General features: G+C 69.2%; 18 protein-coding genes. 4 read left to right on the top strand and 14 right to left on the bottom strand.

Annotation, left to right across the window (positions count from 1 at the left end; translation table 11 throughout):
* Positions 1–42: 42 nt before the first annotated feature.
* The 4 genes from EV647_RS36465 to ffh form a co-directional block, all read right to left on the bottom strand.
* Entirely contained in the window at positions 43–1,140 is a 1,098-nt protein-coding gene (locus EV647_RS36465; protein WP_134011249.1) for an amidohydrolase family protein, read from the bottom strand.
* Between the two features lie 24 nt (positions 1,141–1,164).
* Positions 1,165–2,349 (bottom strand): lytic transglycosylase domain-containing protein, encoded by a 1,185-nt coding sequence (locus EV647_RS36460; protein ID WP_238175820.1) that lies wholly within the window; start codon positions 2,347–2,349, stop codon positions 1,165–1,167.
* A gap of 276 nt (positions 2,350–2,625) precedes the next feature.
* The gene (locus EV647_RS36455) at positions 2,626–3,990 is read right to left on the bottom strand and encodes a lytic transglycosylase domain-containing protein (protein ID WP_134011245.1); all 1,365 of its coding nucleotides are present in this window, start codon (positions 3,988–3,990) and stop codon (positions 2,626–2,628) included.
* Positions 3,991–4,250: 260 nt separating this feature from the next.
* Complete coding sequence (gene ffh, locus EV647_RS36450) at positions 4,251–5,807, bottom strand: signal recognition particle protein (protein WP_134011243.1); 1,557 nt, start codon at positions 5,805–5,807, stop codon at positions 4,251–4,253.
* A gap of 337 nt (positions 5,808–6,144) precedes the next feature.
* Between ffh and EV647_RS36445 the strand changes: the two genes are divergently transcribed.
* Entirely contained in the window at positions 6,145–6,960 is an 816-nt protein-coding gene (locus EV647_RS36445) for an arginase family protein (protein WP_238177573.1), read from the top strand.
* Positions 6,961–6,990: 30 nt separating this feature from the next.
* On the opposite strand, the gene EV647_RS36440 is transcribed toward EV647_RS36445, so the two are convergent.
* From EV647_RS36440 to EV647_RS36425, 4 genes are read right to left on the bottom strand one after another with little or no spacing between them, the layout of a single operon-like run.
* Positions 6,991–8,049 (bottom strand): DUF2332 domain-containing protein, encoded by a 1,059-nt coding sequence (locus tag EV647_RS36440; RefSeq protein ID WP_134011241.1) that lies wholly within the window; start codon positions 8,047–8,049, stop codon positions 6,991–6,993.
* Positions 8,050–8,058: 9 nt separating this feature from the next.
* Positions 8,059–10,317, bottom strand: a complete 2,259-nt coding sequence (locus EV647_RS36435) for a [protein-PII] uridylyltransferase (protein ID WP_134011239.1) — start codon at positions 10,315–10,317, stop codon at positions 8,059–8,061.
* A complete protein-coding gene (locus EV647_RS36430) occupies positions 10,318–10,656 on the bottom strand; it encodes a P-II family nitrogen regulator (RefSeq protein WP_133788719.1) in 339 nt (112 codons plus the stop codon).
* Positions 10,653–12,008: an ammonium transporter gene (locus tag EV647_RS36425; RefSeq protein ID WP_238175823.1), complete on the bottom strand. Its 1,356-nt coding sequence runs from the start codon at positions 12,006–12,008 to the stop codon at positions 10,653–10,655. The genes EV647_RS36430 and EV647_RS36425 overlap by 4 nt, the downstream gene beginning before the upstream one ends.
* A gap of 264 nt (positions 12,009–12,272) precedes the next feature.
* Between EV647_RS36425 and EV647_RS36420 the strand changes: the two genes are divergently transcribed.
* Positions 12,273–12,887, top strand: a complete 615-nt coding sequence (locus tag EV647_RS36420; RefSeq protein WP_134011237.1) for a TetR/AcrR family transcriptional regulator — start codon at positions 12,273–12,275, stop codon at positions 12,885–12,887.
* Here the strand turns inward: EV647_RS36420 and EV647_RS36415 are convergent.
* From EV647_RS36415 to EV647_RS36405, 3 genes are read right to left on the bottom strand one after another with little or no spacing between them, the layout of a single operon-like run.
* Positions 12,876–14,111 (bottom strand): hypothetical protein, encoded by a 1,236-nt coding sequence (locus tag EV647_RS36415; RefSeq protein ID WP_134011235.1) that lies wholly within the window; start codon positions 14,109–14,111, stop codon positions 12,876–12,878. The genes EV647_RS36420 and EV647_RS36415 overlap by 12 nt on opposite strands.
* Positions 14,108–14,551 carry a sigma factor-like helix-turn-helix DNA-binding protein gene (locus EV647_RS36410; protein ID WP_134011233.1) on the bottom strand — a complete coding sequence of 148 codons (444 nt, stop codon included), beginning with the start codon at positions 14,549–14,551 and terminating at the stop codon, positions 14,108–14,110. Before EV647_RS36410 ends, EV647_RS36415 begins: the two co-directional genes overlap by 4 nt.
* Before the next feature lie 27 nt (positions 14,552–14,578).
* Positions 14,579–15,526, bottom strand: a complete 948-nt coding sequence (locus tag EV647_RS36405; RefSeq protein WP_134011231.1) for an NAD(P)/FAD-dependent oxidoreductase — start codon at positions 15,524–15,526, stop codon at positions 14,579–14,581.
* A gap of 78 nt (positions 15,527–15,604) precedes the next feature.
* Here EV647_RS36405 and EV647_RS36400 point away from each other — a divergent pair, with 78 nt between their 5' ends.
* Entirely contained in the window at positions 15,605–16,180 is a 576-nt protein-coding gene (locus tag EV647_RS36400; protein ID WP_131463962.1) for a helix-turn-helix domain-containing protein, read from the top strand.
* Between the two features lie 11 nt (positions 16,181–16,191).
* A complete protein-coding gene (locus tag EV647_RS36395) occupies positions 16,192–17,151 on the top strand; it encodes an asparaginase (protein WP_134011229.1) in 960 nt (319 codons plus the stop codon).
* Here the strand turns inward: EV647_RS36395 and EV647_RS36390 are convergent.
* The 3 genes from EV647_RS36390 to ftsY are packed head-to-tail and all read right to left on the bottom strand — an operon-like array spanning position 17,148 to position 19,953.
* Entirely contained in the window at positions 17,148–18,359 is a 1,212-nt protein-coding gene (locus EV647_RS36390; protein WP_134011227.1) for an RNA polymerase sigma factor, read from the bottom strand. The two genes, EV647_RS36395 and EV647_RS36390, sit on opposite strands and share 4 nt — an antisense overlap.
* Complete coding sequence (locus tag EV647_RS36385; protein WP_133788729.1) at positions 18,337–18,744, bottom strand: YciI family protein; 408 nt, start codon at positions 18,742–18,744, stop codon at positions 18,337–18,339. Before EV647_RS36385 ends, EV647_RS36390 begins: the two co-directional genes overlap by 23 nt.
* A 60-nt stretch (positions 18,745–18,804) precedes the next feature.
* Positions 18,805–19,953 carry a signal recognition particle-docking protein FtsY gene (gene ftsY, locus EV647_RS36380; RefSeq protein WP_134011522.1) on the bottom strand — a complete coding sequence of 383 codons (1,149 nt, stop codon included), beginning with the start codon at positions 19,951–19,953 and terminating at the stop codon, positions 18,805–18,807.
* Positions 19,954–19,981 lie beyond the last annotated feature (28 nt).

Raw genomic sequence — 19,981 nt, 5'->3', positions numbered from 1 at the left:
GAAGATCTTCCGCAATCCAGTGTTTGAGTGAATTTCTTCCCGTCACCGGGAGAAGACCACGTTTCCACGCAGTGCGATCAGCCGCGGATGCGTCAGTACGGCGGGATTCGCGCGCGGATCCTCGTCGTAGACGACCAGATCGGCCGGATCGCCGGGGCGCAGCTCGCTGGGCGCACCGAGCCAGGCGCGGGCCGCCCACGACCCGGCGGCGAGGGCCTGCTCCCCCGACATGCCGATCTCGGTGAGCGCCTGGACCTCCTGCGCGACGAGTCCGTGTCCGAGGACACCGCCCGCGTCGGTCCCGGCGTACACGGGGACGCCTGCCTCGAACGCGTCCCGCAGCCGGTGCAGGCGGCGCTCGTACAGGTCGCGCATGTGGGCCGAGTAGACCGGGAACTTGGCCGCGGCCTGATCGGCGTACTGCGGGAAGTTCTCGAGCTGGATCATGGTCGGTACGACGGCCACCTGACGCTCGGCCATCTCGCTGAGCAGGCCGGGCTCGATGCCGGTGCCGTGTTCGAGGCAGTCGATGCCCGCGGCCAGCAGATCCGGGAGGGCGTGCTCGCCGAACACGTGCGCGGTCACGCGGGCGCCGAGCTCGTGGGCGCGGGCGATCGCGGCGTTCAGCGCCTCGGCCGGCCAGCACGGGGTCAGATCGCCGGCGTCGCGGTCGATCCAGTCGCCGACGAGCTTCACCCAGCCGTCACCACGGCGGGCCTCCTGCTCGACGTACGCGACCAGCTCGTCGGGCTCGATCTCCCACCCGTAGTTCCGGATGTACCGCTTCGAGCGGGCGATGTGCCGGCCGGCGCGGATGATCTTCGGCAGGTCCGCGCGCTCGTCGATCCAGCGGGTGTCGACCGGCGAACCGGCGTCGCGGACGAGCAGCGCACCGGCCTCGCGGTCGGCGATCGCCTGCTGCTCCTGGACCTCCTCGTCGACACCGCCGTGCTGGTCGAGGCCGATGTGGCAGTGCGCGTCGACCAGGCCCGGCACGATCCAGCCGCCGGTGTGCACGGTGCTCACAGAAACAGCGGTGGGCCGGTCGACGACCAGCCCACCGCTGAGGTGAAGCTCCTGCTGCTCACCGGCCGGCAGAACCGTGCCGACCAGCCTGAGTACGCCGCCGGAATCACTCATGGAGCGACCGTAGCGGGCGAAGTGTTATCCGTGCGAGCCAGTGCCCGGGGTGCAGGTCGGGGTGGTGGTCTCGTTGCCGGCGCACGGCGATCCGGACGGGGTGCCCGTCGGGGTCGGTGTGGGCGTCGGGGTCGGAGTCGGTGTGGGCGTCGGAGTCGGGGTCGGCGTCGGCGTCCTGGTCGGCGTCTTCGTCGGCGTCCTGGTGGGGGTCTTCGTCGGCGTCGGCGTCCTGGTAGGAATCCTGGTCGGCGTGTCCACCGGCTTCGGCAGCGTCGGCGTCGCCCACGGCGTGGACGGCGGCACCTCGGTCGGCAGCGTCGTCGGGTCCGCGGTCGGGGTCGGCGTCGGCGTCTTGGTGTCGTCCGGTACGTCCGGGACGTCCCGCGGGTCGACCCGGCGGTCGGCGTTGCCGTTCGCCTTGGCGCTCGCGATGTTGCCCTTCGCGTTCGGCACCAGGACCGCGTTCTTGCTGTAGACGCGCATCCACTTCAGCACGGTCGCGACGAAGTCCTTGGAGTGCTGGTAGCGCAGCAGGGCGGCGACCAGGTCGCGCGGGCTGCGCAGGTCGTCGCCCTCGGCGCACAGCACCACGGCGACCGTGGTGACCGCGTCGTACACGTTGTTCGGGTTGCGGTAGCCGTCACCGTTGCCGTCGGCCCCGTACTCGTCCCAGACCTGCGGGATGATCTGCATCGGGCCGACCGCGCGGTCCCAGGTCGAATCCGCGTCGTACTTGCCCTTGTCGGAGTCGGTGATCCGGCCGTTGCCGTGCCGGCCGTTCAGCACCGGGCCGAGGATCCGTCCGCGGGTGGTGCCGGCCACGTCGACGCGGCCGCCGCTCGCGTGGTCGGACTCGACCTTGCCGACACCGGCCAGCAGCGGCCAGGTCAGCCCACAGTTCGGCCGCACGACCGCGAGGTTGGCGGTGGCGCGGCGGTAGGCGGGGAAGACCCCGCGCGGGATGCCGTTCACGGCACCCGGACGCCCGGGACGGACGACCGATCGGCCGTCGGTGGCCCCCTGCACGGGGACGTCGTCGCGAGCAGGTTTGTCCGAACCGAGCCGGCCGTCCACTCCGGGACGTTGCGGCACGATCATCGTCAGTTCGTCGAACTCACCGCTGTTCAGCCCGGCCCCAGGCGATGGGGCGACCGGGTTGCCTGCCGTGAGCGGTCCGGAGGCACCGGCTCCGCCCGAGGCGACGGTCACGATGGCCCCGACCAGGAGCGGGGCCGTACACAATGAAGCGATGATGATTTTGACCCGACGGTTACCACTACGGGTTAGGCGCATAGCCCCTTCAACGAACCATGCGCCAGAAAGTTACATCAAGACGACGCAAAGTTACGCCGTCCAGAATCCCCTCGGAAAACCGGCACCGAGGTAACGACCGCCGCTACGTCACCTTACCCACGGTAGCCAGCCGACAGCCAACCGGCCGAGGTTCAGCCGGCGGAGCAGGCGCGGCAGACCACCGTTTGCGGTTCAGTTGGTCGTCTGCGGAGCGGCGCTCGGGCTACCTGCCGGCTCGCTCGGGTTCGACTCCGGGTCGGTGGAGCTGCACGGGCTCGGGGTCGGCGTGGGCGTCACCGTCGGCGTGGTCGTCGGCGTCCCGGTCGGAGTCGACGTCGGGGTGCAGGTCGGGTCGCTCGGAGTCGGGGTTGGCGTCGTCGGCGTCGTGGTGGGCGTCGTCGGCGTCGTAGTGGGCGTCGTCGGCGTGGTGGTCGGGGTGTTCTGCGTCTTGGTCGGCGTAGGGGTCGGCGTCCTGGTCGACGTCGGCGACGAGGTGGGCTTCGACGTGGTCACGCTCGGGGTCGGACGAGGCGTCGTCGGCCGCGTGGTCGCCGGCACGCTGGTGGGCACCGTGGTGGGCACAGTGGTCGGCACGGTGGTCGGGGCCGTCGTGGGCGCGGACGTCGGAGCAGTGGTCGACGGCGAGGTCGTCGTACGGGTCGAGTCCCGCTCGTCGTTGTTGCCGTCGTCGTCCGGGGTGTCGATGGTCCCCGGCTCGTCCGGGATCGTCACGGTGTCCTTGCTGTAGGTCTGCATCCACCGCAGGACGGTCGACACGTAGTCCATCGAGTGGTTGTAACGCAGCACCGCCTGGACCAGGCCCTGCGGGTCGGACAGGTTCGCACCGCCGGAGCAGAGATACTCCCCCGCCGCCCGCGACGCATCGAACACGTTGTGCGGGTCCTTGACGCCGTCACCGTTGCCGTCGGCACCGAACGCGTTCCAGGTCCCCGGGATGAACTGCATCGGCCCGACGGCACGGTCCCACGTCGGGTTCCCGTCGTACACGCCCTGGTCGGTGTCGGCGATCGCCGCCATCCCGGGGCCGCCGTCGAGGACCGGCCCGAGGATCTTGCCGCGGGTGTTGCCGTTCGCGTCCACCTTGCCGCCGCTCGCGTGCCCGGACTCGACCTTGCCGATCCCGGCCAGCAGCGGCCACGTGATGTGACAGCCCGGCATCGACATCGCGAGGTCGCGCGCCGCCTTCTGGTACGCCGCCAGCACGGTGCCCGGGATCCCCGAAGCGTCCCCGAACACGCCGGGGATCGGCTTCCCGGTGCCGTCCGTCGTCCCCGTGATCGGGACCTGGACCGTGGACTTCTCCTGGGTCGGCAGACTGCCGTCGACACCCGGCTGGTTCGGCACGTCCTGGGCCAGCTCGTCGAACACCGCGTCCTGCCGCGGGGCGGCCAACGCGTGCGCGTCGACGACGAACGTGTTCGAGGTGACTCCGCCGACCACGAACACGGCGATCATGGCGGTGGGCGGAGCCAGGCAGACCCAGGTGGCGGTCAGCTTTCCCCGCCACGTGTCCAGGTTCTTGAACTGCTGCCTCATCCGAACCGTCCTCGACGCGTTCCGCAGTGGTGTGTCTCTCGGGCGTAGGGATGATCTTAGCCGCCCGAAGGTCGGCCACAACCGGAGCCGGTGCGCCGTGATCGAGTACCGAACAGGCAAGTTCAGGTATTCGTCCCCGGGCGTTCACTCCCCCACGCCTCTCCACAGTAGACCGCGGGCAGCACCGGGCGCGCCGGGTGAACGGATGACAAAGTTCGCCATCCGTTCGGCCGACGTGGGTCTGCCCTTTCGGGAAGGGCTCAGTTGCCGCCGAGCATCTTCTTCAGGTCGTCCGGCAGCTCGAAGTCGCCGCCGTCCTGCCCGCCGAACGCGGCCGGCAGCTGACCCGGCTGCGGAGCCTGCGGCTGCTGGTTGCCCTGGTTGGCCCGCTTGGCAGGGTTGCCGGAGCCGCGCTTCTTGCCCTTCTTCTGCTGCTGCTTGGCCTTCCGGCCGCCGGAGCCCATCCCCGGCATGCCCGGCATCCCGGGCATTCCCGGCATCCCCTTGCCGGAGGCCATCGCGGACATCATCTTCCGGGCCTCGAAGAACCGCTCGACCAGGCCGCTGACGGTCGCCACCTCGGTCCCGGAACCCTTCGCGATCCGGGCCCGGCGGGAGCCGTTGATGATGGTCGGGTCGTTCCGCTCGGCCGGCGTCATCGAGTGGATGACCGCCTCGATCCGGTCGATCTCGCGCTCGTCGAAGTTCTCCAGCTGGTCCTTGAACTGGTTCGCGCCCGGCAGCATGCCGAAGATCTTGGTCAGCGGGCCCATCTTGCGGACCGACTGCATCTGGGCGAGGAAGTCGTCCAGCGTGAAGTCCTTGCCGCCCTTCTTCTGCAGCTTGGCCGCGGTCTTGGCGGCCTCCTCCGCGTCGAAGGAGCGCTCGGCCTGCTCGATCAGGCTCAGCACGTCGCCCATGCCGAGGATGCGCGACGCCATCCGGTCGGGGTGGAAGACGTCGAAGTCCTCGAGCTTCTCGCCGTTGCTGGCGAACATCACCTGGCGGCCGGTGACCTGCGCGATCGACAGCGCGGCACCACCCCGGGCGTCACCGTCGAGCTTCGACAGCACGACGCCGTCGAACCCGACGCCGTCCAGGAAGGCCTGCGCGGTGACGACCGCGTCCTGACCGATCATCGCGTCGACGACGAACAGGATCTCGTCCGGGCTGACCGCGTCGCGGATGTCCGCGGCCTGCTTCATCAGCTCCTCGTCGACACCCAACCGGCCGGCGGTGTCGACGATGACCACGCTGTGCTGCTTGGAGCGCGCCTCGTCCATCGCCTTGCGGGCCACCTCGACCGGGTCGCCGACGCCGTTGCCGGGCTCGGGCGCGAACACCGGTACGCCGGCGCGCTCGCCGACCACCTGCAGCTGGGTCACCGCGTTCGGCCGCTGGAGGTCGGCGGCGACCAGCATCGGGGTCTGGTGCTTGGTCTCCTTCAGCCACTTGGCGAGCTTTCCGGCCAGGGTGGTCTTACCGGCACCCTGCAGACCGGCGAGCATGATCACCGTCGGCGGCCGCTTCGCCATCCGCAGCTCGCGGGTCTCGCCGCCGAGGATGTTGACCAGTTCCTCGTTGACGATCTTGATGACCTGCTGCGCCGGGTTCAGCCCGCCACGGACCTCTGCCCCGGAGGCGCGTTCCTTCACCGCCGCGATGAACTCCCGCACGACGGGCAGCGCGACATCGGCCTCCAGCAACGCGACCCGGATCTCCCGGGCGGTCGCGTCGATGTCGGCGTCGGTCAGCTTGCCCTTGCCCCGCAGGTTCTTGAACGCGGTGGAGAGCCGATCGGAAAGCGTGTCGAACACGAGAAACAGTCCGTTTCCTCGAAGCGATGAACTCCCCGAGTCTACCGGCCCCCCAACCTGTGGATAACTCCACCGGCACAGTCCTCTTTCTCGGCCTCCGCGGCTGACGGCGTACGGCAGCGGGCTGCGGAGCAGACGCCCGTACGAAGCAGCAAACAGTCGGAGGTGACGCCCGCACGGGACGGGAGGCAGGCGGGGATGGCGGCGGGTTGACAGGTGGGGATCAAGGATCGACGATCTAACCAATTCAATGGCATTTACAGGTTAGGAGACTCGGGTGCGGGTTGTGGTGGACGGGCCTTCTAACTTGGGTTTGCGTGCGCCGAAGGCGGGGGTGGTGCCGGGGTGTTACAAGTTGGCGGGGGCGGTGCGGGACCGGGGCTTCCTGGGGCGGATCGGGGCGGAGGACGGCGGGTGTGTGACGCCGCCGCGGTACGACATGCACGACTGGAAACCCGGCGACGGCGTGTTCAACGCGGAAGGCATGGCGTCGTACACGGTGCAGCTCGCGGATCGGGTCGCCGGGTTCGTCGAGCAGGGGAAGTTCGTGGTGTTGCTGGGCGGTGAGTGCAGCAACCTGCTCGGACCGGCGTTGGCGTTGAAGCGGCTCGGGCGGTACGGCGTGGTGTACCTCGACGGGCACTCGGACTTCCGGACCGTCGACAACTCTCCGTACGTCGGAGCAGCGGGCGGTGAGGCGCTGGCGTTGATCACCGGCCGGGGCCAGGCGGACCTGACGGATCTCGAAGGACTGGGGCCGTACACGCGGGACACCGATGCGGTGCTGCTCGGGATCCGGGCGGACGACGAGTACGTCGGCGATGTCGAGAAGGCCGGGATCCCGGTCTGGCCGGCGTCGAAGATCGCGGACGACCCGGACACAGCCGCCCAAGGAACGCTCAAGCACCTGGCCGACCTCGACGGGTTCTGGGTGCACCTGGACGCGGACATCCTCGACGCGGCGATCATGCCGGCCGTCGACAGCCCGGACCCGGGCGGCATCGACCACGGCCAACTGCGGGCACTCCTCCGTCCACTGCTCGCGTCCCCGCAGTGCGTCGGGGTCGACATCGGCATCTTCGACCCTGACCTCGACCCCGACGGCACGTACGCCACCGAACTCACCGACACCCTCGTCGCTGCCCTCAGCTGAACGGGGATGTAGACGTCGCCCTCGGCGAGCTCATTTCTCGCCCGATCCCCACACCAGGCCCTGTCCGTGTGGTTCGGCACGGCCGAGGACCCGGCGCTGTCCGCCTGGCCAGGTCTGCAGGTCGACGCGGTACTCCCAGCCGGTCGCGCCGCGACCATGGGCGATCACCTGGTGCGGCTCGAGCCGCAGATGGGCTAGTGGCGTCGACGCGGTGGCCGATGCGCCGAGCTCGTCCAGTCGCGCCTCGATCGCAGCTCGGTCGGGGCGGCGCAGGTACTGCCACATGATCGAGTGCCACACGACAGTCACGTGCTCCGACGACAGCTCCAGCCCGCGCAGGAACGAGACCGCGTCCTCCCGTCGTACGTCGGCCGGCACCTCTCGCGCGACCTTCAGGGCACCACGGAGTCGCTCGAGGCGATCAGCCATGTCCGGCCACACGTACGACGTGAGTGTGAGCGCACCGTCGGCCGTCAGCGGGTTCACCGGGGCGATGTCGCATCCCACTCGCTCAGCGATCCGCAAGTCCACTGACGGCACCTGTCCGGACCAGGCCGAGTCAAACACCACCGGACTGTCAGCAGGCCCGTACGACGCCTCGTCCGTCACATACCGGTACCGATCGGCCCGCAGGTTCAGACCGCCGCTCGCACCGATCTCGAACAGCCGCACCGGCAGCGGAACCGCCTCGACCAGCTGCAACAGGCCGCCGTACAGCGCGGCCGACCGTCCCACCTCGTTCGTCTGCGGCGGCTGTGCCAGTAGCGACCGCACCTCTCCCATCCGCGACTGCAGTACCTGCTCGAACGCCTCCCAGCCGAGCACTGGGTCCCACGTCCCGCCGACACTCGGGTAGAACTCCGCCAGCTCAGGCGCCGTACCGGACAGCACCATGCCGTGCACAGCTGCCAGCAAGCGCAAACCGATCGCCTCACCGAACGAACGACCCTCATACCCGGCCAGTACTTCGACCGACACCCCGCCGACCTCGTAGTCGTCCACGAGCAGCCGGAGCAGCTCGGCGTACATCGGGGACCCCAGGTCCTCGCAGGCGGTCGCTTGTCGCTGGAGAGCCTCTACAAGATCCACGTGCCGAGACTAGAAGGTCAGTCGATCCAGAACTGACTTTGCGGTCGTCCGCGCGTCCTCGGATTCGAGTGGCGCGCCATGGCTGTCGGTGAGGTAGAAGACGTCCACACACTCCGCGCCGAGGGTGCTGACGTGTGCGGAGCGGATGTCCGCACCAGTGGAGGCGATCGCCGCTGTGACGTCGTACAGCAGGCCCGGACGGTCGTGGGCGCGCACCTGCAGCACCGTGGCTGTCTCTGACGCTTCCGGCAACAGGTCCACGCGACTCGCGACACGAGCGCGCGACGAGTCCCGTGCGGCCAATCGCCGTACGACGTCGGTCGAGTCACGCAGCGCCACCGCCAGCCGGTCCCTCAGACGCACCGGATCGGGAGGTGATCCGGCGACGGTCCACTGCGAGATGCCCAGCCCATCAACGGACGTTATGACCGCAGACCGGACCGCCAGCCGCTCCACCGCGAGTACGGCGGCAACGGTCGACAGCGTGCCTACTTGGTCGGGTACGGCGACGTTCACTCGCAGGTCGCCGTGATGGTCGGACACCGTGACGCCGAGCCGCCCCACACCAACCACCTGGTGCAGCACGGGCACCGCAACGGGCGGTGCCTCGGTCCACATCCCCTCGCCTCCACCAGCCAGCTCACCACGCACGCGCCGGCAGAGCTCACCAACCAGGCGCATCCGCCAGGGCGACGACGCGGCCGGACCGGCTGCCCGTGCGTCGGCGTAGGTCAGGGCCTCCAGCAGGTCCAGCGTCTCGGTGCTGCGCACGATGCCGACGACCATGTCCACGGTCATCGGGTCCTCCAGGTCCCGCCGGGTGGCGACCTGCGCGAGCATGAGGTGCTGACGAACCAGCAGCGTGATGGTGTCTGCGTCGGCCTCGCTGAAGCCGATGCGACGGGCCACCCGAGCCGCGATGCCCGCACCGGTGACGCTGTGGTCGCCGTCGAGGGCCTTCCCCAGGTCGTGCACCAGAGCAGCCACCAGCAACAAGTCCGGTCGCCGTACGTCGCGCACCATCGCCGACGCCTCGACACAGGTCTCCAGCAGGTGCCGGTCGACGGTGAACCGGTGGATCGCCGACTGCGGCGGCCGGAACCGTACGGCGTCCCACTCGGGCAGGATCCGGGAGATGTACCCGGCCTGATCCAACGCCTCCCACACTTCAAGCAACCCGTTGCCCGCGCCGAGCAGGGCGCACAGCAACCGCCGCGCCTCCCCCGGCCACGGCTCGGGCAGGTCCGCAGCTGACGCCGCCAGCCGCGCACAGACAGCAGGCGACAACACGAGCTCGCGGTCCGCAGCAACTGCGGCAGCGCGCAGTCCGAGCACCGGGTCCCGCTCCGGACGCGCGTCCGGCATCAACACGACCTCGCCCTCGTGCTGGGCCACACCCTCGTCCAGTGCGAGCAGCAACGGCCCACCGCTCCGCTGACGACGCCGGGACCGCGGCGGCTTGGTCATCAAGCTCTCGACGCGCCGCCAGGACACGTCACACACGTGTGCCAGCGTCCGGCCCGTCGCGTACACATGCCGCAGCAGCTCGTCCCGCCCCGACATCCCGAGCCCAGCCGCCACTTCACCGGCCAGGTCGGCAACAAGCCGGTCCGTCGCGCGACCGGCGACCTCGTGCAGTACGTCGCGGACCTCGAGCAGGTCGCGCCGCGCACGCTCCAGCACGGGATGCGGTACGTCGACCAACCACGACGCCACCAACGCGCGCAGTACGACGGCATCGCGCAGACCGCCGTACGCCTCCTTCAGGTCGGGCTCCGCGAGGTGTGCGAGCTCTCCGACCGTTGACGCCCGGTCACGGCACGCCTGAGCCAGCCCGGGCAGCCTGGACTTCGCAGTACGTCGCCAGTCCGCCATCAGCACCGAACGCAGCTGGAGCGTCAGGTGCGTGTCCCCCGCGACATGTCGTGCGTCGAGCAGTCCCAGGGCCACGCGGTCATCAGCCGCCGCGGCCTCCCGTGCCTCGGCCAGTGTGCGGACGCTGTGGTCCAGCTTGGTCCTCGAGTCCCACAGCGGGTACCAGATCTGCGCGGCCAGCTCGTCGAGCCGCGGGTACCCCTCGGCGTGCACGAGCATCACGTCGAGGTCGCTGTACGGCGACAGCTCCTCACGCCCGTAGCCGCCCACCGCAACCAGGGCGACGCCCTCGGTAGGTACACCGAGGGCGTCGCATGCCTTTGCGAGCAGCAGCTGCAGCAGCGCGTCGGCCTCTTCGGCACGCCCGCGCCGCTGCTCTGCTCGATCGGTCATCTAGAGTGCGTCTCCGTCCAGTTCGCCGGTGCGGACCCGGACGATCGACTCCACCGGGGTGACCCAGACCTTGCCGTCGCCGATCTTGCCGGTCTGCGCGGCCTTCACGATCACATCGACCACGTCGGTGCTGTCACCGTCCTCGACGACCACCTCGAGCCGCACCTTCGGCACCAGGTCCACCTCGTACTCCGCGCCACGATAGACCTCGGTGTGGCCCTTCTGCCGGCCGTAGCCGCTCGCCTCGGTGACCGTCATGCCGGTGACGCCGAACGTCTCCAGCGCGGCCCGGACGTCTTCCAGCTTGTGCGGCTTGACCACCGCGGTGATCAGCTTCATGCCTTGACACCTTCCTTCTCCGAGGCCTCAGTGGTTCCATTCTCGGTCTCGGCGGGGGCCGGTGCCGGGCGGGCCGTCCCCAGCGCGCCGCGCAGACCACCGGCGCTGAGGTAGTCGTACGCCGTCTCCGCGTGCTCGGTCTGGTCGACACCGGTGACCTCGTCGTCCTCCTTGAGCCGGAAGCCGATCGTCTTGTCGATCACCTTGCCGAGGATGAACGCGACAGCGAAGGAGTAGACACCGACCGCCAGGTTGGCCACCGCCTGCTTACCGAGCTGGGACGCTCCACCGCCGTAGAAGAGGCCGTCGACCGCGGACGGCGCCGCCGCCGAGCCGAGCAGACCGATCGCCAGCGAGCCGAACAGACCGCCGACCAGGTGGACGCCGACCACGTCGAGCGAGTCGTCGAAGCCGAGCTTGTACTTCAGCGACACCGCGAAGGCGCAGATGGCACCGGCGAACAGGCCGAGGATGATCGCACCGACCGGGGTGACAGCCCCACAGGACGGGGTGATCGCGACCAGACCGGCGACCGCACCGGACGCCAGACCCAGCGTGGTGGCCTTGCCGTGCGTCAGCCGCTCGACGATCAGCCAGCCGATCACCGCGGCAGCGGTGGCGACCTGGGTGTTCACGAAGGTGACGGCCGCGGTCGTTCCGGCGCTCAGCGCGGAGCCGGCGTTGAACCCGAACCAGCCGAACCACAGCAGGCCGGCGCCGAGCAGCACGAGCGGCAGGCTGTGCGGCCGCATCGGGTCCTTCTTCCAGCCGATCCGCTTGCCGAGCACGATCGCCAGCGCGAGCGCGGCAGCACCGGCGTTCACGTGCACCGCCGTACCGCCGGCGAAGTCGACCGCCTTCAGCTTGTCGCCGATCCAGCCGCCGTTGCCGTCGTCGAGGAACCAGACCGAGTGCGCGACCGGGAAGTACACGAGCAGCGTCCAGCCGACGACGAACGCGATCCAGCCGCGGAACGTGGCCCGGTCGGCGATCGCGCCCGAGATCAGCGCGGGGGTGATGATCGCGAACATCAACTGGAAGGCGACGAAAGCGAGCGTGGGCGTCGTCCCGCTCACCGCCTCGGGTGCGAGCAGGCCCTTCAGCCCGACTTCGGAGAAGTCTCCGATCACGTGCCCGGTGTCACCGGCGAATGTCAGCGAGTAGCCGACCACCACCCAGAGGATGGTGACGACGGCGATGGTGACGAAACTCATCATCATCATGTTCAGCACGCTCTTCACGCGCACCATGCCGCCGTAGAAGAAAGCCAGGCCCGGGGTCATCAGCATCACCAGGGCGGCACTTGCCAAGACCCAGGCGGTATCGCCGGCGTTGATCTCCATCAACGTCATCCCTTCCATCGAACTGGGGGTGGCCGGCGTCCTCAGTCGGGAGGTCTCCACAACGCCGGGGAGCCCGCCGCTCGGCCACAACGCACACGGTGTCGGCGTGCCGTTTCAGCCGATCGGTCCATTTGTTTCAGGCATGTGACAAAGCGGGCTCCCAGGTGACATCGAGGTGACATCGCTCACCGAAGGCCGACATGTGGCACTCTGGCCTGGACCACACGGGCCGCAGCCGCGCCACTGCACCCGTCCGAGCTGGGGAACGACGAAATGGAGCAGAACCACGGGGTGAGGCCGCGCCGCGGCCGACCACGGGACCCGGACGCGGAGCCGAGGATCCGCAGGTACGCGGTGCAGCTGCTGCTGGAGCGGGGATTCGAGGGAATGACGGTGGACGACGTCGCCGAGGCCGCGGGGGTGGGCAAGGCGACGATCTACCGGCGGTGGGCCAGCAAGGAGCTGCTCGCCAATGATGCGATGGCCGATTTGTTCGACCTGGAGATCCCGGACGCGGACACCGGTTCGATCGTGGGTGACCTGCGCCAGGTCTACCGCGTCGCACTGGCGTTCGCGAACAGCGAGTACGGCCGGGCGATGATTCGCCTGGCGGTCTCGGAGGCGAACCGCGACGCGCGGTCCGCCGCGATCTACCGAGGTGTACTGGAGCGCCGGATCGAACTCACCCGGCAAGCACTCGAGCGCGCACGGGCGCGTGGCGAACCGATCAAGAGCACCGCGGACCCGGTGCTGATGGTCGAGTGGATGGCCGGGGTGTTCGTGATCCGAGCCCTGACCGGACAGCCGATGCCGCCGCCCGAAGATGCCGATCGCCTGGCCGACATCACGCTGCGCGCAGTACTCGACCTGCCTGTCTCAGAGCCGTAGTCCGGGGCCCAGAGCCACCTGGTCCACGCCCATTTCGGTAACGCGTCGGACCCGTCCGCTGTCGAGGTTCCAGGCCAAGACCCAGCCGTGGACCCGGAACAGCACGTTGTTGTCGTCGTACCAGCCGAGCACGACGCAGCAGCCTGCCTCCCGCACGAACGGACGATCCCCCGCCCCCTCGTACGTCGGGGGACTGTCCTGTGGTTCCCCGAGCACCAGCAGTCGGCTGGGCAGCGTCCGCAGCGTGGAGATCGCGGCCACCACCTGCGGCTGCGACACCCGCGTCGGGACCTCTGGGAGGTCCTCCGCGATGAAGACGCGTGCTGCGGCTGAGTTCGACGACATGGTCTGCCCCTGCCAGGACCGGACAGGCAGGGTGAGAGGACTGTCGTCCGACCACTGGCCGTCGACCACGTAGCGCAGCACCGCCCCGGTCTGGATCCGGTACGGCGCGGTGACCTCGTCCGGGTCCTTCGTCGCCGGGATCGGGAGCACAGCCCGCTCTCCGTTCGCGATTTCTCCGACGACCACCTGATATGCCGAACTGGGGCCGCTGATCAGGACGCGCTGCCCATCGGCGACCCAGGACACACTGCGGAACGCACCTTCGGGCAGCGGGAAGTGAGCGATCTCCGCGGTCGATGCGTTCACCGTGACCAGTTCGGCCGGCTGTGGGAAGGCCGCCACCCGGCCGTCCGGAGAGATCGCTCCCGAGCTGAGCGGTTCCTCGCCGCCGACCGCGCCGAGGCTGACGTCCGCCTGGGCCCAGGAGCCGTCCGCGCCGAGCAGCAGCGGCCGGTAGCGGTCGTCCTGCTTCACGAGGACGACCGCCGCAATGTCGTCCAGGGTGTGCTTCGCCAGCGGACGGACTTTGTGCGGCAACTCCAGCCGATCACCGAGCGGTGTCTCGAGCCGGTCGAGGAAGCGCTCGCTGCCGGGCGGCGGCGCGACCCAGTAGTCGATCCCGCTGATCTTGCCGGACGCTTCGATGTACCCGGGCGGCGTCGTCGGGGGTGTGATGTCGGCGTTGCCCGACGTACCCACCCCGATCAGGATCGAGGCGAGGATCGCCAGCGCGATGAAGGCGATCACGCTGATCACGACGGTACGGCGCCGACGGCGACTGACCCTCACACCGGCTGTCCATGCCGCGTCGGCCAGCTCAGGCTCCGGCAGCTGGTCGGCCGCCTGCAGCAGCAGGGGCTGCACGTCCTCCCGTCTCATCGGGCATCACGCCAGTCCCCCGCGCCCATCGCCGTACGGAAGCGGCCGAACGCGCTCAGGCCATGGGCGTGTACTGCGGTGTGCGACAGACCGAGCAGCTCGGACACCTCGAACTCGGTCAGCTCCTCCAGGTGCAGCAGCACGAACACCGTGCGTTGTGCGGGCGTCAGCTCGGCCAGTGCCAGCTTCACCGGGTCTTCCTCGTCCGGAAACGGTTTCGCCCGGTTCCACGGCCGCAGGGCCGGCTGGTAGAGCTGGCGCTGGACGAAGGCGTCCGGGTCGTCCACCCTGGTCCAGCGCACGGACAGCTGCGTGAAGGCGCGCAGCAGTAGCTCCTCGGCTCGGTGCAGGTCGCCGTACACGAGGTACGCCGTACGGAGCCACCTGCCCTGCCGCGCATCGACGAACGAGGCGAAGTCCGGGTCGACCGTGTCGTGCATCCACCCTCCCGGCCTCCATTCAACTCCTCAACTACTGCGCGCTGCTACAGCCAGACGCGTCTCTTCGGTGATCAGCTCGAAGTTGATACCCCCTGCGGCTGCCAACCCGGCTGCTGCGGACGGCATGACCTGCGCCATCGGGTTGCTGACGTTGCCGGCCGCGAAGACACCAGGGACCTGCGTGGCACCCATGCCGTCGACCTGGACCGCAGTACCGACCTCTACCCCGTTCGACTCCACCAGAGTGGTCTCCAGGCCCAGGTCGGCCAGGAAGCCGGCGCGTGCCCGCATGGTCGTCTGAATCGCCAGTGCTTGCCGCGGAACGACCCTGCCACCCTCCAGCCGCACACCGGTGATCCGGTCGTCCGTGATCTCGACCTGCTCGACCTTGCCCTGCACTACGGCGATTCCACGTGCAGCCAGTTCCTCCCACTGCTCCTCGGTCGGCTCCGGCGCAGTGTGCAGGAACAGGGTCACGTCATCACTCAGCTGCCGGAACAGCTGCACCTGGTGCATTGCCATGGAGCTGGTCGCCAGCACTCCGATGGCCTGGTCTCGCACCTCCCACCCGTGGCAGTACGGGCAGTGCACCACGTCCTTCCCCCACCGCTCCGCCAGCCCAGGTACGTCGGGCAGCACATCAGTCAACCCTGTCGTAACCAGCAGTCGCCTGCTCCGGTACGTCGTACCGTCGGCCAGCTCGACCGTGAACCCGTCCTCGTCTCGCCGGGCCGTCGTCACTGTGCCGTCGACGAACTCGCCGCCGTACCCCTGCACCTCCTGGCGGCCGATCGCGTAGATCTCCCGGGGCGGTACGCCGTCACGCGTCAGGAAGTTGTGCACACCGTCGGCGGGCGCGTTGCGCGGCGTACCGTCGTCGATCACCAGCACCGCCCGGCGGAACCGGGACAGCGCCAGCGCTCCGCTCAGGCCGGCCGCGCCGCCGCCGATCACGATCACGTCGTACTTCGTCATCTCTGGACTCCTCTGTTGTTCAAGGTCTGAACCGAGGATGCGTCGTGGTTTTCATTTTCGACAAGTATTGTTGCCGGTATGGCAAACGACGAGGACGTACTCGAGTCGGTCGGACCGCGGCTGCGGGCGCTCCGGACCGAGCGTGGCACGACGCTGGCCCAGCTGTCCGAGACGACCGGCATCTCGGTCAGCACCTTGTCCCGGCTCGAGTCCGGGCAGCGCCGCCCGACGCTGGAACTGCTGCTGCCGTTGGCCCGCGCGCACCAGGTGCAGCTGGACGAACTGGTGGACGCACCACCAACCGGAGACCCGCGGATCTACCAGAAGCCGATCAAGCGCCACGGCACCATTCACGTTCCGCTGAGCCGGCGGCCGGGCGGACTGCAGGCGTTCAAGCAGATCCTGCCGGCCGGTTATCCGGGCAATGACGTGGTGCAGAAGACCCACGAGGGCTACGACTGGTTCTACGTGCTGTCGGGCCGCATCCGGCTGAAGCTCGGCGACCAGGACTTCATCGTCAAGGAGGGTGAGGCGGTCGAGTTCGACTGCCGGGTGCCGCACTGGTTCTCCAATCCGGGACCTGGACCGACCGAGGTGCTATGTCTTTACGGCCCGCAAGGGGAGCGGATGCACGTCAGAGCTCGCACTACCTGAGGAGAGACCAAGTGAGCGTCGCGTTGTTCACGCTGGGCGGGACCATCTCGATGGCCGGCACCCATCGCCTTGCCGGTGACGACCTCACCGCCGCGATGCCCGGGCTCCCTGAGCTTGGCCATGCGGTCGAGATCCAGGACATCGAGAAGGTTCCCAGCGCCAACCTCACAGCCGCCAAGCTGCTCGAGGTCGTCGACGCCGCCTCCAAGGCCGTCGCCGCCGGAGCCGCGGGAGTCGTCGTCACCCAGGGAACGGACACGCTGGAAGAGAGCTCGTTCCTCGCCGATCTGGTCTGGCCGCATCCGCAGCCGCTTGTGTTCACCGGGGCGATGCGCAATCCGACGCTGGCCGGTCCCGACGGCCCTGCGAACCTGCTGGCCGCGCTGCGGGTCGCCTGCTCCCCCGCGGCACGTGACCTGGGTGCACTGGTCGTCTTCAAGGAAGAGATCCACGCGGCCCGCTGGGTGCGCAAGACGCACAGCACGAGTACGGCGACGTTCGTGTCACCGAACACCGGTCCGATCGGCCACGTCGTCGAGGACCAGGTCCGCGTACTAACGCGCCCGCTGCGGCTGGACGGCGTACAGGGCAGTCCTGAACCGGCCGAGCTCGACAACATCCACGTCGCGCTCTACACCGTCACGCTGGACGACGACGGCCTGCTGCTGCAGGGCCTGGCCGAGACACACCAGGGGCTCGTCGTCGCCGGGTACGGCGTCGGACACGTGCCGGCCGCGCTCGCACCGGTTCTCGGCCAGTTGGCGGCCCGGATGCCGGTCGTCCTCACGTCACGGACCGGCGCCGGCTCGATCGTCCGTAACACGTACCACTCCCCCGGCTCGGAGACCGACCTGTTGCAGCGCGGTCTGATCGACGGCGGGTTCCTCGATCCCTACAAGGCGCGCATCCTGCTCCGGTTGCTCCTGGCAACGGACGACGACCTCGCCGCGGGTTTCGCACAGTACTGCTAACTCAGCGACGCGGCCTTCGTCATCAGGTAGTCGCGTTCCGGCAAGCTCGTCGTACCGCGGGCCGCCGCCCGGAAGTGCTCGGCGGCGGTCTCGCGGTCGCCGCGCATCTCGTAGAGGTGACCGCGGGTGGCGTCGAGGCGGTAGTGGCCGGCCAGCTCGTCGTCCAACGGTGCGAGGAGCTTCAGGCCGGCGTCCGGTCCGTCCACCATGGCGGCGGCGATCGCCCGGTTGAGCTTCACCATCGGGTTGCCGGACAGGTCTTCGAGGAGGCCGTACAGCCCTAGGATCTGCGGCCAGTCGGTGTCCTCGGCGCGGTCCACCTCGTCGTGCAGTGCGGCGATCGCCGCCTGGATCTGGTACTCACCCAGGGGAGGCGTGCTGAACGCCTCGACCGCGAGTGCCACGCCTTCTGTGATGGCTTCGTGGTCCCACAGGGACCTGTCCTGCTCAGCCAGCGGGATGATCTCCCCGCCCTTACCGGTCCGCGCTGCGCGACGTGCGTCGGTCAGCAGCATCAGAGCGAGCAGTCCGGTGACCTGTCCGTCGTCCGGCAACTGAGTCCGTACTGCGCGAGTCAGGCGGATCGCCTCACTGGACAGGTCGCTGCGGTGCAGCTCCGGACCACTGGTGCTCGTGTAGCCCTCGTTGAACATCAGGTACAGCACGTGGAGCACGTTGCGCAGCCGGTCCGGGTCGGCGTCCAGCTCGAAGCTGGAGCCCTTGAGCTTCGACTTCGCCCTGCTGATGCGCTGCGCCATCGTCGCCTCAGGCACCAGGTACGCCGTGGCGATCTCGGCCGTGGTGAGCCCGCCGACCGCCCGCAGGGTCAGTGCGATCGCCGAGGCCGGTGTGAGCGTCGGGTGGCAGCACAGGAACAGCAGCCGGAGCGTGTCGTCGTGCTCTTCGACCTCACCGGCCGGTACTTCCCGTAGCGCCGCCCGCTCCTCGCGGCGTCGCCGGGCCTGTTGCTGGCGGACCTCGTCGATCAGCCGCCGTGAGGCCGTCTGGATCAGCCAGCTCTTCGGATTGTCCGGCCGGCCGTCCCGCGGCCAGGTGGTCGCTGCAGCGAGCAGTGCCTCCTGGACCGCGTCCTCCGCCGCGGCGAAGTCGCCGGACCAGCGCACGACGGCGCCGAGGACCCGCGGCGTCAACTCCCGCAGCAGGTCCTCGAGCTCGCCGTCCGGATCAGAAGTCGTGGAGATCGGCATCCGACTCCATCACGCGGCGTACCTCGATCGGTTGCTCGAGCGGTACGCCGCCGGGTCCGGGTGCGGCGGACTGCCACGCCGCGATCTCGTAGGCCCGCTCCTCCGACTCCACGTCGATCATCGTGTAGCCGGCCAGGACCTCCTTCGACTCGGCGTACGGGCCGTCGGTCAGCACCGGAGCGGTCACGCTCGTCGCCCGCACCACCTTGGCATGTGACGGCCAGGTCAGCCCCTGGACCTCGACCAGCTCGCCGCTCTTCCGCAGTCGCTCGATGCCCTCGCCGAGGTGGTCCATGTGGGCCTTCATGTCGGCCTGGTCCCACTCCAGCATCGGGGTCTCGCAGTTGCCGCCGTCCATGTTCATCAGCAGCATGAACTTGGTCATGTCCTTCTCCTCTTCGTAGAGCCTTTACCCGGAGACGGAGCCGGGGCTGCGTTCTCTACATCAGTCCAGCAGCGCGTCGACGAATTCTTCAGGGTCGAACGGCGCCAGGTCGTCCGGACCCTCGCCGAGGCCGACGAGCTTGACCGGTACGCCGAGTTCGCGCTGTACCGCGATCACGATGCCGCCCTTCGCCGTACCGTCCAGCTTGGTCAGGACCAGGCCGGTGACGTTGATGACCTCTGCGAACACCCGGGCCTGCGTGAGGCCGTTCTGGCCGGTGGTGGCGTCGATGACGAGCAGGACCTCGTCCACCTCGGCGGACTTCTCGATGACCCGCTTCACCTTGCCGAGCTCGTCCATCAGGCCGGTCTTGGTGTGCAGACGGCCGGCGGTGTCGACCAGGACGACGTCGGCCTCCTCCTCGATGCCCTGCTTGACCGAGTCGAACGCGATGCTGGCCGGGTCGCCGCCTTCCGGACCGCGCACGGTCCGGACACCGACCCGCTCACCCCAGGTCTGCAGCTGGTCGGCCGCGGCGGCGCGGAACGTGTCCGCAGCCCCCAGTACGACGTGCTTGTCCTCGGCAACCAGCACCCGGGCCAGCTTGCCGACCGTGGTGGTCTTGCCAGTGCCGTTCACACCGACGACGAGTACGACCGCCGGCTTCGTCTCCTTGCGGCTCACGTTCAGCGCCCGGTCCAGGGACGGGTTGACCAGGTCGATCAGCTCCTCGCGGAGGATCTCCCGGGCCTGTGCGGCGCCGACGCCCTCGACGCGCATGCGGGTGCGCAGCTTCTCGACCAGCTCCTGCGTGGGCGCCACACCGACATCGGCGGTGATCAGCGTGGTCTCGATGTCCTCCCACGCCTCCTCGTCGAGCTTGTCGCGGGAGAGCAGCGCGAGCAGCCCCTTGCCGAGGGAGCCCTGCGAACGCGCCAGGCGGGCCCGGAGCCGGACCAGCCGGCCCTGCGCGGACTCGGGCTTCTCGATCGTCTCGGTGGCCGCGGGCTCCGGCAGCTCGGTGTCCTCGAGCGTGCGGGTCGGGGTGTCCCGCGGTTCCTCCGCGTCGTCACCGACCTTCGGCTCGGCGACCTCCGCGGACTCGACGGCGGGCTTCTGAGCGGCCGGCGGCAGCTCGGCACGGCGGCGCCGCGCGACGACCAGGCCGGTGGTTCCGACGACCAGAACGACCGCGATGACCACGACCATCGTGATGAGAGCCTGGTCGGTGAGCAGA

The sequence above is a fragment of the Kribbella sp. VKM Ac-2566 genome (assembly GCF_004366005.1).
Classification (GTDB): domain Bacteria; phylum Actinomycetota; class Actinomycetes; order Propionibacteriales; family Kribbellaceae; genus Kribbella; species Kribbella pratensis.
The sequence above is the reverse complement of the archived record's forward strand: the minus strand, read 5'-3'. Positions and strand labels throughout refer to the sequence as shown.

What these genes read in the sequence shown, in the direction of transcription:
- EV647_RS36465 (WP_134011249.1), bottom strand. Translation starts at nt 1,140, where the DNA reads ATGAGTGATTCCGGCGGCGTACTCAGGCTGGTCGGCACGGTTCTGCCG.
- EV647_RS36455 (WP_134011245.1), bottom strand. Translation starts at nt 3,990, where the DNA reads ATGAGGCAGCAGTTCAAGAACCTGGACACGTGGCGGGGAAAGCTGACC.
- EV647_RS36435 (WP_134011239.1), bottom strand. Translation starts at nt 10,317, where the DNA reads ATGACCGATCGAGCAGAGCAGCGGCGCGGGCGTGCCGAAGAGGCCGAC.
- EV647_RS36430 (WP_133788719.1), bottom strand. Translation starts at nt 10,656, where the DNA reads ATGAAGCTGATCACCGCGGTGGTCAAGCCGCACAAGCTGGAAGACGTC.
- EV647_RS36425 (WP_238175823.1), bottom strand. Translation starts at nt 12,008, where the DNA reads ATGACGTTGATGGAGATCAACGCCGGCGATACCGCCTGGGTCTTGGCA.
- EV647_RS36420 (WP_134011237.1), top strand. Translation starts at nt 12,273, where the DNA reads ATGGAGCAGAACCACGGGGTGAGGCCGCGCCGCGGCCGACCACGGGAC.
- EV647_RS36415 (WP_134011235.1), bottom strand. Translation starts at nt 14,111, where the DNA reads ATGAGACGGGAGGACGTGCAGCCCCTGCTGCTGCAGGCGGCCGACCAG.
- EV647_RS36410 (WP_134011233.1), bottom strand. Translation starts at nt 14,551, where the DNA reads ATGCACGACACGGTCGACCCGGACTTCGCCTCGTTCGTCGATGCGCGG.
- EV647_RS36405 (WP_134011231.1), bottom strand. Translation starts at nt 15,526, where the DNA reads ATGACGAAGTACGACGTGATCGTGATCGGCGGCGGCGCGGCCGGCCTG.
- EV647_RS36400 (WP_131463962.1), top strand. Translation starts at nt 15,605, where the DNA reads ATGGCAAACGACGAGGACGTACTCGAGTCGGTCGGACCGCGGCTGCGG.
- EV647_RS36390 (WP_134011227.1), bottom strand. Translation starts at nt 18,359, where the DNA reads ATGCCGATCTCCACGACTTCTGATCCGGACGGCGAGCTCGAGGACCTG.
- EV647_RS36385 (WP_133788729.1), bottom strand. Translation starts at nt 18,744, where the DNA reads ATGACCAAGTTCATGCTGCTGATGAACATGGACGGCGGCAACTGCGAG.
- ftsY (WP_134011522.1), bottom strand. Translation starts at nt 19,953, where the DNA reads ATGGTCGTGGTCATCGCGGTCGTTCTGGTCGTCGGAACCACCGGCCTG.